The sequence below is a fragment of the Zobellella iuensis genome (assembly GCF_016746085.1).
In the GTDB taxonomy this organism is placed as follows: Bacteria; Pseudomonadota; Gammaproteobacteria; order Enterobacterales; family Aeromonadaceae; genus Oceanimonas; species Oceanimonas iuensis.
Genome location: NZ_JAERTZ010000018.1, coordinates 174744 through 187990, shown reverse-complemented (window position 1 = coordinate 187990; position 13247 = coordinate 174744). Strand labels below are relative to the sequence as shown.

Annotated in this window: 14 protein-coding genes; all 14 read right to left on the bottom strand. The window is 60.0% G+C overall.

The window, feature by feature from the left end; translation table 11 throughout:
• Positions 1-41 precede the first annotated feature (41 nt).
• A complete protein-coding gene (locus JKV55_RS07670) occupies positions 42-2615 on the bottom strand; it encodes a DUF7305 domain-containing protein (protein WP_202083847.1) in 2574 nt (857 codons plus the stop codon).
• Positions 2616-2710: 95 nt separating this feature from the next.
• The gene (locus JKV55_RS07665) at positions 2711-3073 is read right to left on the bottom strand and encodes a hypothetical protein (RefSeq protein ID WP_237332738.1); all 363 of its coding nucleotides are present in this window, start codon (positions 3071-3073) and stop codon (positions 2711-2713) included.
• Entirely contained in the window at positions 3063-3815 is a 753-nt protein-coding gene (locus JKV55_RS07660; protein ID WP_202083846.1) for a prepilin-type N-terminal cleavage/methylation domain-containing protein, read from the bottom strand. The genes JKV55_RS07665 and JKV55_RS07660 overlap by 11 nt, the downstream gene beginning before the upstream one ends.
• Complete coding sequence (locus tag JKV55_RS07655) at positions 3812-4372, bottom strand: type IV pilus modification PilV family protein (RefSeq protein ID WP_202083844.1); 561 nt, start codon at positions 4370-4372, stop codon at positions 3812-3814. The genes JKV55_RS07660 and JKV55_RS07655 overlap by 4 nt, the downstream gene beginning before the upstream one ends.
• Positions 4362-4913 (bottom strand): prepilin-type N-terminal cleavage/methylation domain-containing protein, encoded by a 552-nt coding sequence (locus JKV55_RS07650; protein WP_202083842.1) that lies wholly within the window; start codon positions 4911-4913, stop codon positions 4362-4364. The genes JKV55_RS07655 and JKV55_RS07650 overlap by 11 nt, the downstream gene beginning before the upstream one ends.
• 43 nt (positions 4914-4956) lie before the next feature.
• Positions 4957-5472, bottom strand: a complete 516-nt coding sequence (locus JKV55_RS20150) for a pilus assembly FimT family protein (protein WP_202083840.1) — start codon at positions 5470-5472, stop codon at positions 4957-4959.
• Between the two features lie 155 nt (positions 5473-5627).
• On the bottom strand, positions 5628-6848 hold the full coding sequence (locus tag JKV55_RS07640) for a type II secretion system F family protein (protein WP_202083838.1): 1221 nt from the start codon (positions 6846-6848) through the stop codon (positions 5628-5630).
• The gene (locus JKV55_RS07635; RefSeq protein ID WP_202083836.1) at positions 6848-8545 is read right to left on the bottom strand and encodes a GspE/PulE family protein; all 1698 of its coding nucleotides are present in this window, start codon (positions 8543-8545) and stop codon (positions 6848-6850) included. Before JKV55_RS07635 ends, JKV55_RS07640 begins: the two co-directional genes overlap by 1 nt.
• Entirely contained in the window at positions 8523-9269 is a 747-nt protein-coding gene (locus JKV55_RS07630; RefSeq protein ID WP_202083834.1) for a tetratricopeptide repeat protein, read from the bottom strand. The genes JKV55_RS07635 and JKV55_RS07630 overlap by 23 nt, the downstream gene beginning before the upstream one ends.
• Positions 9269-10867 carry a pilus (MSHA type) biogenesis protein MshL gene (mshL, locus tag JKV55_RS07625; RefSeq protein WP_202083831.1) on the bottom strand — a complete coding sequence of 533 codons (1599 nt, stop codon included), beginning with the start codon at positions 10865-10867 and terminating at the stop codon, positions 9269-9271. The genes JKV55_RS07630 and mshL overlap by 1 nt, the downstream gene beginning before the upstream one ends.
• Positions 10864-11181 (bottom strand): MSHA biogenesis protein MshK, encoded by a 318-nt coding sequence (locus JKV55_RS07620; RefSeq protein ID WP_202083830.1) that lies wholly within the window; start codon positions 11179-11181, stop codon positions 10864-10866. The genes mshL and JKV55_RS07620 overlap by 4 nt, the downstream gene beginning before the upstream one ends.
• Positions 11174-11812 carry an MSHA biogenesis protein MshJ gene (locus JKV55_RS07615; RefSeq protein WP_202083827.1) on the bottom strand — a complete coding sequence of 213 codons (639 nt, stop codon included), beginning with the start codon at positions 11810-11812 and terminating at the stop codon, positions 11174-11176. Before JKV55_RS07615 ends, JKV55_RS07620 begins: the two co-directional genes overlap by 8 nt.
• Entirely contained in the window at positions 11809-12387 is a 579-nt protein-coding gene (locus JKV55_RS07610) for a PilN domain-containing protein (protein ID WP_202083825.1), read from the bottom strand. The genes JKV55_RS07615 and JKV55_RS07610 overlap by 4 nt, the downstream gene beginning before the upstream one ends.
• On the bottom strand, positions 12384-13139 hold the full coding sequence (locus tag JKV55_RS07605; protein WP_369409630.1) for an MSHA biogenesis protein MshI: 756 nt from the start codon (positions 13137-13139) through the stop codon (positions 12384-12386). Before JKV55_RS07605 ends, JKV55_RS07610 begins: the two co-directional genes overlap by 4 nt.
• Positions 13140-13247: the final 108 nt, after the last annotated feature.

The following is a 13247-nucleotide window of genomic DNA, read 5'->3' as shown; positions in this document are numbered from 1 at the left end:
AACACGCCACCAGGGCGCCGGGGCGCCCTGGTGATGATGGCTCAGCGGATCACTTCACGCCGGTTGAAGGTGCTGTCGTTGGCTCGTCGGCGCAGTTTCTTCACGATATCCAGGCGGGCCTCGGGTGCGGCCAGTTCGCCATCGCGATAGGGCTGCAGCCAGGATGCGAGTCCCTCAAGCCTGACTCTGATATCACTGACTTCCCGGCCATAGGGGACCACGGAGACATCGCTCTCCTTAGCCTCAAGCACCAGTCCGGGATCGAGCACAGGACGGTAGTCCACCGATACGCCAACCAGGCTGTAGCGGGTGATTCTGTCCTCTGTGACCTTGCCGCCCAAGTCAAGATAATGGAGAAGGCTGGCCATCCTACCAGTCTCATTGATACCCAGCTCGGTATCCATAAGGGTCAGATAGCCATAGCGCAGCCGCTCACCCGCGTCGGTCAACGACACGTCATCAGTGGTGCCTTCGGTCAAATCGTGGTCCTCACTTTTGAATCGCAGCGGCACATCCAGCCCGGTTTCGGCGAAGGGCTCCCCTTTGACGAATGTCAGTTCCCGATTTATCACTGCCAACTCATGCCGCCCCTGCGCGCTGTTGGCCAGCTCAAGCTCAAGCCCGTTGTATTCATGGAGCGCATCGAGCCATACGCGGCTGTGCTTCAACAGTCCCTTGGCAAACTCCCCCCTATAGCTGTGCAGGGGCTGCTGCTTGGTATTCAGCCCCTGAATGATAAACCCAGGGGGTTCATCAAATGATACTGCGTTGCCCGCATATACAACGCCATCCGCCAGGCTACCAGAACGTTTCTCGACGACCAGCAGACTTGCAGGCACGGTGCGACCTATGGTGTTTTTATCACCGGATGTTTGGAGCGGAGTATCGCCCTGCGGGATATAGCCGGCGGTCCAGTCTTTTACCCGTAGCGACGCCACACCCACAATATCCGGCTGGGCATCTTGTTCACCGGCTTTCAGCCCCTGGCTGTAGCTATAGGTGATATCGCCATTCTTAACGGAGAACTCGATCAGGCTATTATCCTGTATCTTGCCGAGCAGCCAGTTGGACAAGGTTATTTCATCACCCTTTATATCCAGTGCGGACACCCGGAAGGGAGCCGGATCACCCACTTTCGCCAGCGGCTCGCAGCTCTGGGCATGCTCGCCATAGATAAAATGCCCCTGATCATCCAGGCACTCTTTGGGATCATTCACGTGCCATGCTTTGGGCACAAAGGCCACTTGTTCCTGCCGGGTATTACCAGTCTCTGTTTCCTTCACCGTCAGGGTAATCAACTCGGCTTCGGGGTAGCTCAATGTGACCCCATTAGTTGGCAATGTAAGGAGCTGTGACTGGCCAGGTTGCAAGGTAGCAACACCGCCGGGCCAGCGTATTGCCAAGGAGTGGCTGTGCTGGCTGGCGGTGCTGAAGTTCAAGGTCAGCTCGGCCTGCCCCGCCGTAGCCGAGCAAGCATTAGTAGCCATGCTGACACGGGCTTCGCCACCCGCATAGGCGGTATCGGCAGCAAAGTTGAAACCACTACCGCTACCGGAAGAACTCTTGCCATTCACCGTACAGGTACGCTGGCCATCAACGTAGCAGACCAAGCCAGAAGCGGGTTTAGGTGATAAATTTCCGCCATTACCATTCGCCTGATAGCCCAGAGTAAAGCGATAGTTCAGGCTCTGTGCCGTCTTGGCAATGCTCTGTTGGGCAAGGCCGACAAAGTTATTGAAGTTGGCAATATTACGCGGTGGACGGTCCTGGTTTTGTACATGGATGGTTGCTTTTTTGTCGTAAAGCACCGAGCAGCTTGCATCGCCACAAGCCTTCGCGGTGAGCAGCGCATTACAGCTGTTAAAATGCAGCTCATAGTGGTGAATCGAGCCTGCCAGGTCATTTTTCTCTACCGCATCATCGCCGGCAATGACCGTGTTATTGTTCATCGTGAGGCTGTACACATTCACTCGACCTCTTACTTCTGCATCACCCGTAAGATGAACGACACCGGCGGCGGAGTAAATAAACCCATTAAAAAGCGCATTATTATTTATGGATGAGTAACCGTTTTCATTGTAAGACACCATCAACAATGATCGTGAAGACGCTTCCGGATTTACTTCCGCATCCCCGGTTATACCAAAACGATCCTTGACAAATATGGTAACGGGTCCATTGATGACCAACTCAGCATTGTTGTTCATACTGAATGAACCGAACCAGTATACCCCTTCATTCAAAACTAAGCGGCCCCCGCTATTGACGGTGACCTGGTCAGCCTTAAAGGGGCTCACCTCCACCTCACAGTTCTGCACTTCCAGGCCGCTAAAATTGGTTGAACTCAAACGGCTTGACTGGGGACAGTTCCAACTGCTGATGCTCAACCAGCTACCACCGTTTTGTTTCTGGAAGGAGGGGAGACTTATTTTACTCCTTTCTTCATAGCTTAGGGTACAGGGAGCATCACCGCAGGTAAGGACATAGCCATTCTGATTATTATATTTGTTAAAGTTAAGGCGGTTATCCTCATCGCCCAGGACTTTGGCAGCATCACTACGCGTATAAGTGCCAGATGAATGATGACTCTGGGCAGAATCCAGGAAAGAGGTCATGATCTGGCTTCTTAGACTGGAGTAATCTTGTGCCTGAACGGTGGCAGAGCCTAACAGCGACAGGTTAACAGCCAAAAAAGTGTTAAATATAATTCTCATTCTATGACCTCAACTTCGATATGGCGTATTACCGTCAATGCCGGGCTGGCGCATTCTCCGGTGGCGAGCACTGATTTTTGAGTCGGACTGATGACCTGCCCGACCTCCGCGGTTCCCTGGCAGCCCGAAACCAGCAGTGGCGCTATGGGATCTTCATGGTCGATATTGCCCAGCAGCTCGAATACCTTTTGCTCCAGGGCCGCTTCCGCCACCAGCCGGGCCTTGAGCACCTGGGCTTCGTACACCAGTTGCCGGCTGCTCTGGCCGGACAGGGTAGCCATGCCCGCCATCAGCGCGGCCATGACCAGGATAATAAAAATCACGCTCAGCAGCATACTGCCCCGTTGTTCAGGGTTCATAGACCACCATAAACTGGCCGGGCAACACCAGGGTACCGTCGCGACTGTGCACCGAAAGCTCCATTTTCAGCAGTTGCAGGGACTCATCATACTCCATAAAGGCGCTGTCCGAAGTGACCTGGGTCAACATGAGTATTTTTTCCGACCACTCCCCCGCCTCACGCTGCTGGCGCCAGAGGGAGCCGGACTCGAGGCAATAGCGCGTCTGGCGTGCCGCCAGCAGGGTAAAGCGGCTGTCGAGGCTGTTGATATCGAAATGCAGCCCCTCTCCAATCAGCTCGGCCATCGGCACCCTATCCCCGCCGGCAATGGCGGCGGGATCCAGCAACGCGAAGAGATGGGCGGGCCGGGTAGCGGGGTAGTCTTCCCAGTGCTCTTCGCCGGAATCGGCCCTTATCGCCATATAAGTCGGCTCCGGCTGCTGGTGGTCGAGGGCCGCGGGAATAATAAAGGTCGCCTGGTCGGTAACATCCCCCGCATATTTTCCCGATGCCAGCACGGGCACAAAGGACACACAACGGCCATCGTCACTGAAATACACGCTGGGGCTATAGGCCTGGCTGAGTTCGCGCTTTATCCGCTCCAGGGCGAAGCGGGCGCCGGCCAGGGCCTGGGCACGCTCCGCCGCTCCCGTATAGCTGGTCGCCATATCGGCGATAAAGCGGGTGCCGAACAGGGCGCTAATGCCGACCAGCACCAGCACTATCACCAGCTCCAGCAGGGTAAAGCCGCGCGCCCTCATCGGATATTGTACCTGTGCAGGACAAAGGAAAGGGTACCGCCCTGGTCGATATCCACGTCGATGGTGACCTTTTTGAAAGGCTGGCCGTTATCATCCTCTTCCGGGTCGACGCAGGTTTCCACCTTAAAGCGCCGGTAGAGCCGCGTTGCAGGCAGGTCCAGCTGATCGGCCAGCAGTTCACCATCAATGGCACCCAGGGCGCCATGATGACCGTTATTACACCAAAGCTGAAAATCATCTACCGATTTAAAATTGCCCAACTCAGGTGCGGTAATGGCACTGGCCGATGGAGTTTCCCCGCAATCTTCCGCTCCTTCGGTAATACCGCAGCGCTCCTGTCTGGCTGGATCGTTATTGGTATCATATTTGACCGCCAGTACCTGCTCGGCCAGGGCTTCCGCCAGGGAAACGGCGCGGTACTGAAATACCGGATCCAGCTGGCGGGGCTGGGCGGCAAAAAACAGGGTGCTGCCCACCAGCACAATGGCCAGTATGGTCAGCCCCAGTACAAACTCCAGCAGGCTGAGGCCCCCCTGGCGTATTGCCTCAGGGCGCATGGATATAGCCCTCGGTTTCTATCCTGACCGTTTTGCCGCCAATAATGATCTCCAGCGGAGTGGTTAAAGCAACCGCAGCGGCACCGGATTGATGCAAAAAGGGCCGCCCCAGGCGGCTGTCGCTGCTTAAAAACCTGGGATCTTGCGCCGGACGGCCGAATTGCAGCACCAGCGGCAGGGAATGACCGGCACCGATGGCAATGCCGGTTTTACCCAGAAAAAGGCCCTGACTGTCGGCATTATTCAAGGCAATCCCATTAAGCAAGGTTGTGCTATTGCAATCCTCAGACAGGGAAAACCCGGTCGAGGTTATCACCAACCGGCCGCAACGGCTTACATCCGTACTGGCTTGCAAGGCACCGGGATCGTTCATGGCCCTAAGCTGGGCCAGGCGCAGCAGGCCCACCAGGTTATCCGCCTGCAGGCGTTCATCGAAAGAGGAAGAGAGCGACAGCCGCGGCAAGGCCACCGCCGCCAGTATGCCGGTTAATACCAGCACCAGCACCAGTTCAAGCAGGGTAAAACCGCGCTGAAAGGTCATAGGGTTAAAAAAGGCGGCCTAAGCCGCCTCTAACACGGAAGTATCAGTTACAGCCGGTCGTGACAGCTACAATCCGTGCAGGAAGCGCAGGCTCTGCCGGATCATCCGCTGTAGCTGCTACAGCCGCTTTTGCCTGAAAGTATTGAATCTGACAGCTAGCAGTATTACGGTTATTCGGTCTGATAGTAATAGATGCTGTATTTGAACCTGCCGCAGCAGCCTCATCGACTTTATAGGCGTTTAAGTCAAAATCTTGCAATGCCCCTAAAATCCCATCTTTAAAATCTTCATCTTCAGTGCCAGCAATTGGATAACCAGCAGCAAAAACGACATCATCAAAACCGGTTACATCAGTGCCATTTTCTTTCCCATCAAGAACTGCCCGAGTATTAGCCAACGTCGCTGCCGACTGGATAGAACCCTTCAATGCATTTACATTGGCCTCATAGGCATCCCCTTGCAGGTTGATAAAGCGCGGCGCGGCCACGGCGCCCAGGATGCCGAGTATTACAATTACAATCACCAGCTCGATCAGGGTGAAACCCGCTGCTTTTTTCATTCTTTCCTCGTCTCTAGAAAATAGTTATCTTGTTGTAAATAAAATGGTTTTTTATTGCTACTACCAAAGGATTAAAACCGGGCTATGATACTTTGCCGCCGGGGGCCAATCCAGCCCTTTTGGGTAAAAATCCAACGTTAGCCGCATTTTTTGTGTCAACCCTTGGCCACGTTGACCATATCCCACATGGGGGTAAAGATGCCCAGCGACAGGATCAGCACCATGACCGAAATGCCGACGATCAGCAGGGGCTCGATCTTGGCGGTGAGGTTGGCGATATCGTAGTCTACTTCCTCCTCGTAGAAACGGCCCGCTTCCATCACCATTTCGTCTACCCGGCCGGTCTCTTCCCCCACCCGGAACATCTGCAAAATCAAGGGAGTAAAGACGTTACTCTTGGCCGCTACCGCCGACAGGCTGTTGCCCGAGGCCAGCCCCTCCCCCATGCCGAGGATGGCGCGGGTCAGAAAGGCGTTGCCGGTGGCGGTGCCGGCCAGGGTCAGCACCCGGGTAATGGGCACGCCGGCGGCCAGCATCATGGCGAAACTGCGGCAAAAGCGCGCCAGCAGGATGCGCTTGATCAAAGGCCCGACGATGGGGATGCGCAGCTGCCAGCGGTGCCAGCGATAGCGCCCGGCCGGCGTGCCGATATAGCGCCAGAGCAGCGCCGCCGACGCCAGCAGGGCCAGCGCCAGGTGGCCGATATAGTGGGTGAAGAAATGGGAGGTGCCCAGCAGAAAACGGGTGGTCCAGGGCAAATCCGCACCCAAACGGGCAAAAATACCACTGAAAGCCGGGATCACATAGAGGTTGAGCACCACCATGGCCGCTATCATGGCCAGGCTGACAAACAGCGGATAACGGATGGCCGCCTTGACCCACCGCCGGGTGTCCAGCTCCAGCTGGTAATAGTGGGCCAGCTGCAGAAAGGCCTGCTCCAGCTGGCCGGTGCTTTCGCCCACTTCCACCAGGGACACGAACAGCGAATTGAACAGATGGGGATGGGCCGCCAGGGCGTTGGCCAGGGTCTGGCCCTGGTTCAGGGCCTGGCTCACCTCGCCCAGCGCCTCGCGCAATACCTTGTTGTCGGTGGTGTCGCGCAAGCCTTCCACGATGCGCAGTATGGGAATGCCGGCCCGGGTCAGGGAGGCGAACTGCCGGCTCAGGATAAGCAGGGCCTCGGGTGTGATGCCGCCCTTGAGCAACTGGCGCAGCTGCAGCCAGGTCTTGGTGCCGGAGCGTGCCTCTTTCACCTCGATGGGGATAAGGCCGGCGTTGCTCAGGCTGTCGGCCGCGGCCCGGGCGGAGGCGGCCTCCAGCCGTCCTTCATTGAGCTGGCCCTGGCGGTTGCGCGCCTTGTACTGGTAAAAGGCCATCAGTCCATCCACTCGGCCAGGCGCAGCACTTCGGTGGCGGCAATCTCCCCTTGCAACGCCAGTTGCAGGGCCGAGCGGGCCAGGGTGGTGAAACCGGGCACCGCCGCCACCAGGCCGTTGAAGGCTTCGATATCGTGCTCGCGCAGGGCGTCGGCCATCTCGTGGTTGATTTCCAGCCATTCATAGACGCCGACCCGTCCCTTGTGGCCACTGTGGTTGCAACTGGCACAGCCGGGCGCCTGATAAAAGCCCCCCTTGAACGCCTCCGGGTTCAAATGCATCAGGAACTGCAGCTCGTTTTCCTCCAGCCGGTGCGGCACCTTGCAATGTTCACACAATTTGCGCACCAGCCGCTGGGCCAGCACCGCCTTCAGGGTGCTGGCCACCAGGTAACCGGGCACTCCCATGTCCATCAGCCGCACCGCCGAGCTGGGCGCGTCGTTGGTATGCAGGGTAGAGAGCACCAGGTGGCCGGTGAGGGCGCCGCGCATGGCGATTTCGGCGGTTTCCTGATCCCGCATCTCGCCGATCAGCAAGACATCGGGATCCTGGCGCAGGCTGGTACGCAGGATGCGGGCGAAGGTCAGGCCGATCTTGGCGTTGACCTGTACCTGATTGATACGCGGCAACCGGTACTCAACCGGGTCTTCTGCGGTGATGATCTTGCGATCCGGGGTGTTGAGCTCGGACAGCGCGCCGTAGAGGGTGGTGGTCTTGCCGCTGCCGGTGGGGCCGGTCACCAGTATGATGCCGTTGGGGCTGGCCAGGCGGCGGCGAAAGGCGCCGAGCAGGGCGGCCGGCATACCGGCCTGGGCCAGGCTGCGCACCCCCTGCGACTGGTCCAGCAGCCGCAGTACCACCGCCTCGCCATGCTGCACCGGCATGGTGGCCATGCGCACATCCACCGGGCTGTCTTTTATCCTGAGCTCGAAACGGCCGTCCTGGGGCAGGCGGCGCTCGGCGATATCCAGCCCGGCCATCAACTTGAGCCGGGACACCAGCGCCGGGGCTATGGCCACTTCTTTCAGTTCGGTTTCCTGCAGCAGGCCGTCGACCCGCATGCGCAGCCGGACCACCTTCTGATCCGGCTCTATATGGATATCGGACGCCCCTACCTGCAAGGCATCCTCGAACAGGGAGTTGAGCAGCTTGGCCACGGTGGCGTCACTGTCGTCCAGGCCGCCCGCATCCAGGGCCGGCCGGCTGGGTGCGTGCTCCACGTGCAGCTGTTCGGCCAGGTTGGCAATATCATCGGTGCGCCGGTAGAGCTGGTCATAAAGCCCCAGCAGCTGGCCGTGGGGGGCCACCGCCAGGTTGATGTCCCGCGGCGCCAGCAGGTTGCTGATGGCGTCCTGGGTGTCGAGATCCGCCGGATCCGACAGCACCACCGTGGCCTGGGTATCATCACTCTCGATCACCAGGGCCCGGTAGCGGCGGGCATAGACCTCGGACAGCAGCTTGACCGCCTGCTTGTCGATCGGCGTCCTGTTCAAATCGAGCAGCGGCAAATCCAGCTGGCGGGCCACAAAGCCCAGCAACTCCAGTTCGCCCAGCATGCCCATCTGTACCAGCAAGGTGCCGATACGGCCGCCTTCGCGCTGCTGCTGCTGCAGTACCGCATCCAGCTGCACCGGGGAAATCACCCCGTGTTCGATCAGCAGCTCGCCCAGGCGTTTAGTGAGTTTGCGCTGTACCATATTGCTCCAGTTGCTGCTCGACAAAACGTAACGAGGCATTGCCCAGATCGGCGCTGGCCCGGGCCTGCTCAAAGGCCAGGGTAAAATTCTGCCCCAGCTCCCGCTGGCACAGGCCCAGGCCGAGCCACCAGGCACCGACCCGGCTGCTGTCCAGCAGCCGCTGGTAGAGGCCGATGGCCAGATCGCAGCGGCCGCTGCGCCGGGCCATTTCCGCCTTCAGGCTGTAATAATCCAGATGACGGTGCAACAGGGGGCTGACATCGTCCAGCACCCGCAAGGCGGCGGGGAAGCGTTCCTGGGCGGCCAGCAGCCGGGCCAGGGCCAGGCGCATATCCGCATGATCCGGCACCAGCTCCAGGCCCTGCTGCAGCCGCACCCGGGCCTGATCCGGGTCACCACGGCCAAACAGCATGGCCGCCAGCCGCAGCCGGGTGTCGTGGGCGTCGGGATACTCCGCCAGCGCCTGGGCCAGGCGATACTCGGCCCGCGCCCAGTCGCCGGCGGCCAGGGCCGCATCGGCCTGCTTGTTGGCCTCCGCCAGCCAGTCGGCCCGGCTCAGGGTCACCTCGGTGATGTTCAGCTCGGCTTCCGCAGCGGGCACCTCCACCATCAGGTCGGCCCAGTCCACCTGGTTCCAGTCTTCCTCGAAGGTTTCGGCCTGGGCGGGTAGCGCAAAAGGCAGCAGCGTCAGTAGCAGCTTTGTCCAGTGATGGCGTCTTTTCATTACCTGACCCCACTCGGCAAGGTGGCCAGCGGCTCGGCCAATGGCGGATACCATTTCTCCAGCAGATCGCGGGAACGCTGCAATTCGTTCTGCCAGGTGTTTTCCTCCACCACCACCGGCCGCAGCATAATCACCAGCTCGCTCTTGCGGGTGCTGAGATTGCGGTTCTTGAAGAGATTACCCAGCACGGGGATCTGGCTGAGCACAGGTATGCCGGATTCGATTTGCCCCTGGCGCTCCTGCATCAGGCCGCCGATGACGATAATCTCCCCCGAGCGGGCTTCCACTATGGTATCCGACTCGCGGATGGTGCTTTTGGCAAGCGGCAAGGTGACCGAATTGTTACCGAATTCGATAATCTTGGTGCTGTCGGTCACCTCGGTGACCGACGGATGTATATGCAGCAGCACCTTGTTGTCTTCGGCGATCTGGGGGGTCACGTCCAGCGATATCCCGGAAAAGAACGGGGTCAGCTCGATATCGGGGGTCACTTCGGTGGTCGCACTGCTGGTGGTGGTGGTGAGTGAAAAATTGGTCACGAAGTATTCATCGGTACCGACCTTGATCACCGCCTTCTGGTTATTGCTGGTGGTGACCCTGGGGTTGGACAGGGTGTTCACCTCCCCTTGCGTCTGCAGCAAATTGACCACCACATCAAAGTTGCCGTCCGTGTACGTAAAGACGGCCCCGCCCCCCAGCTGATTGGTTACCGGGCTGAGAAATCCCGGGAAGGGAAAGGTGTTTCCGGTTGCGTTCTGGCCCGTGCCGTTGCTGCGGCTGCGCGCACTGAGGTTATTCCATTCTATGCCCTGCTCATAACCATCGCTCAGCTCCACTTCCAGAATGCGGGCCTCCAGTATCACCTGGCGCTTGAGCTGGCGCTGGGCCTGGTTCAGAAAATCCTCCACCAGCACCAGCTCATCGGGAGCGGCACGCACGCTCACCAGCCCGGCCTGGGGATTGGTCACCACCACCCGGCCCTGCTCGTTGCCGATCAGCCGCGCAAGGGCCGACTCCAGATCGTTCCAGAAATCGTTGTTGGACTGGGTATCGATACGGGTCGCATTGCCGCCGCCGTCGCTGGCCGTCAGGGTACTGCCGCTGATGGCGGTCTGGGACTGGCCGCGGCGGGACAGCATCAGGTAATTGACATTAAAGGTACGGGTGCGCACCCCATTGGGGTAAACCTGATAGACCCCACCCTGGCGCTCTATGCCATAGCCGTACAGGCCGGAGATGGCGGCCAGGGTATCGGGCAGGGTGACCTGGCGCAGGTTCAGGCTGATGGTGCCAGCCACCTCCGGATGCACCGCTATGCTGATGCCGTGCTGGCTGCCCAGGGCGGTAAAGAAACTGCGGGCCTCCACCTCGTTGGCGGCGATGTCGAAACGGCGCAGGCGGGGCTCGCCACGCGGTGCCGGCGCCCCGGGACGGGCCAGGAGCAATTCCTGCTCTACCGCCGCCGGCACCGCGTCGGGGCGGGTACTCAGGGCTTCATCCAGGGTGGCCTTGGGCAAGGAGCCATCCGGTGCATTAACACAAGCGGCCAGGGAGGCACCGAGCAGGGCCACGGCAAAAGGTCGTTTCGTTAAATTCATTGGCTACTCAAGGTTGATAAGGAAGGGAACAAGGTCAGCTCCAGTGACTCACCCCGCCCTTCGAGCAAAATATGATTCGGTGCTATCCGTACCAGCCGGTAGTCGCCCACCCTGTCGCCGGGGTGATAGCGCTGTCCGTTCAGGATGGCGCTGTAGCGCCCCTCGCCGCTGAAAATCGCCTCCAGCCGCGGTACGGAAGAAGGCGCCTGCACTCCTTCGGCCCGGGGCTCCGCCACCGGCGCCCCCAGCGGCCGGGTCGGGTCCTGCAAGCCGGAGGCCGCGCTCAGCACCAGCAAAAGCAGTGAATTAACCACGCAACAGCTCCTTATGTTGGCTGATGGTAAAGAAATCCAGACGAATGGCTCCGTTAGGATACTGCTCCAGCTGGAACTCCAGGCCATGCCAGAAGATCCGCCCGGACAGCTGTTCCAGCCGCTCGATATAATCGAGCAGTTGCAGATAGCCGCCAACCAGGTGCAGGCTCAGGTCGTGCCGATACAGCAGCTCGCTGTCGCCGCCATCGAGCAGGCGGGGAGGCTGATTGCTCAGTTGAAGCAGTTGGAGTCCGTCGCTCTGCTCCAGCACCGACAGCAGCAAGGCCGCCATCTGCTCCGGCCCCACCAAAGTACGCATGCGTTGCTCAACGTTTTCGTTCAGGCGGCTGAGTCGTTGGTTCAGCCGCTCGATGCGCTGCTGTTCATTATTGGCCGACAGCCGGGCGATGCCCTGGTTCAGCTCTTCCCGCTGGCTTTGCTGCTCGGCCAGGGTGCGATGCAGTTGCTGTTGCTGCTGGCCCAGCTGGGCCGATCTGGCCCCCAGGCTGTGTTCATAAAGTTCCAGCCCACTCCAGGCCAGGGTGGCCCAGCCAACGGCCAGCAGCAGCCAGCGTTCCCGTTGGGGACGGGCCATAAACCAGGCGCCGGCCTGCTCTTTCCATCCCTTCATGGTGTCGCCCCCTCGCTGTGCAGGGTAAAGCTCCAGATGCCCTCGCCCTGCTGCCGGATATCGAGCCGCCCAAAGGCATGGTCGCGCAGGCTGTCGCTCTGCTCGAAGCCCATGATCCAGGCCGGTACCGCCGCCCCCCGGCTCGCCTCGCCCCGCAACACCATGTGCCTGCCGTTCAGGGTAAGCCCTTGCAGGGCCACATTCTGCCAGGGGATCTGCGCCAAATCCTTCAGGGTCGTGGCATAAGACACGAAACTTTCTTTATTCAGGACGCCGAGCAGCCGCTGGCGGGCGCGGATGTCCTGCTCCAGGCGCTGGCGCTGGGAGTCGTCCTGGCTGCGGCTGAGCAGGGCCAGGCTTTGCTGCAACTGGGCCAGGCCCGCGGCGCCGGCTTCCACCGCCGCTTCCAGCTGCCGGTTCTGCTCCTGCAGGCGATGGTTGGCGAAGGCGGCAACGGCAAAGGCTCCCCCCCACAGCAGCAGGATCAGCATCCCCCCCCGCGTCAGCCAGGCAAAGGTGGGCCTTTCCCGGGATGGCTTCAGTCCGGCCTGATAAAACTCGACGCGACTTTTCATCGGCCTGGCTCCCGCAGTATTCCCAGTGCCGGCAGGCTGATGGGACTCAGGCTGTCCGTAGTCAAGGACTCGGGCCGAAGATCAAACACCTGACTGATGGCGCCCTCTACCGCCGGCGTGACCCGCTGGGGCAAGGCCAGATACCAGCGGTTGGGCACGCTGAGTTTCAGTTGCCCCACCGCATAATCGATGCTGCGCTGCAGCTCCAGCAACAGGTTGTCGAACACGAACTGGTCGCTGGCGACCTGTTCGTCATCCAACGCCTGAAAGCCGCGGATGGTACGGGAAAAATGCCATTGCTGCTGGTGGATGAAGGTCAGGGTCAGATCCTGGCCGGGCACCTTGTGCAGCAGCAAACCGCGCACTTCCGGCTCCAGCAAGTTGGCCAGGGCCAGCTCATCCACGCCGATGGTGGCGATATCGCACTGGGGCGTCAGCGCCTTGACCAGGGCCGCCAGCCGTTCGCGGACGCTGTAATAGACGGCGATGCGCGGCTGCCCCTGGGGGCCGGGGGGCAAGTCGATATAGTCAAACAGAAGGTTTTCAACCGGCTCGCTTACCTGCTCCCGCATGCACCATGGCAAGGCCTGGGCCAGCTCCTCGTCGGGCATGACAGGCTTTTCCATTTGGGTCTGATTATACCAGTGGCGGCCCAGCGCCAGATGCAGGCGGCGTCCCTGCCAGCCCTGTTCGCCGATCAGCGCCTGCAAGGCGGACAGGGGCGACTCACTGCTGCCGACCGCTCGCTGCACCTCCTGCCGGGGCTGATGCTCATCAATCGCAAGAAGGGCGTGTTGAGTAAGGTATATCCCGACCGAAGAAGACGCCTTGGCGGGTTTGAACCAGTTGGGAATAAAGGC

Excerpts from the sequence above, each read along its gene's own strand:
- JKV55_RS07670 (WP_202083847.1), bottom strand. The coding sequence starts at position 2,615 with ATGACCTCTTTCCTGGATTCTGCCCAGAGTCATCATTCATCTGGCACT.
- JKV55_RS07665 (WP_237332738.1), bottom strand. The coding sequence starts at position 3,073 with ATGAACCCTGAACAACGGGGCAGTATGCTGCTGAGCGTGATTTTTATT.
- JKV55_RS07660 (WP_202083846.1), bottom strand. The coding sequence starts at position 3,815 with ATGAGGGCGCGCGGCTTTACCCTGCTGGAGCTGGTGATAGTGCTGGTG.
- JKV55_RS07655 (WP_202083844.1), bottom strand. The coding sequence starts at position 4,372 with ATGCGCCCTGAGGCAATACGCCAGGGGGGCCTCAGCCTGCTGGAGTTT.
- JKV55_RS07650 (WP_202083842.1), bottom strand. The coding sequence starts at position 4,913 with ATGACCTTTCAGCGCGGTTTTACCCTGCTTGAACTGGTGCTGGTGCTG.
- JKV55_RS20150 (WP_202083840.1), bottom strand. The coding sequence starts at position 5,472 with ATGAAAAAAGCAGCGGGTTTCACCCTGATCGAGCTGGTGATTGTAATT.
- JKV55_RS07640 (WP_202083838.1), bottom strand. The coding sequence starts at position 6,848 with ATGGCCTTTTACCAGTACAAGGCGCGCAACCGCCAGGGCCAGCTCAAT.
- JKV55_RS07635 (WP_202083836.1), bottom strand. The coding sequence starts at position 8,545 with ATGGTACAGCGCAAACTCACTAAACGCCTGGGCGAGCTGCTGATCGAA.
- JKV55_RS07630 (WP_202083834.1), bottom strand. The coding sequence starts at position 9,269 with ATGAAAAGACGCCATCACTGGACAAAGCTGCTACTGACGCTGCTGCCT.
- mshL (WP_202083831.1), bottom strand. The coding sequence starts at position 10,867 with ATGAATTTAACGAAACGACCTTTTGCCGTGGCCCTGCTCGGTGCCTCC.
- JKV55_RS07615 (WP_202083827.1), bottom strand. The coding sequence starts at position 11,812 with ATGAAGGGATGGAAAGAGCAGGCCGGCGCCTGGTTTATGGCCCGTCCC.
- JKV55_RS07610 (WP_202083825.1), bottom strand. The coding sequence starts at position 12,387 with ATGAAAAGTCGCGTCGAGTTTTATCAGGCCGGACTGAAGCCATCCCGG.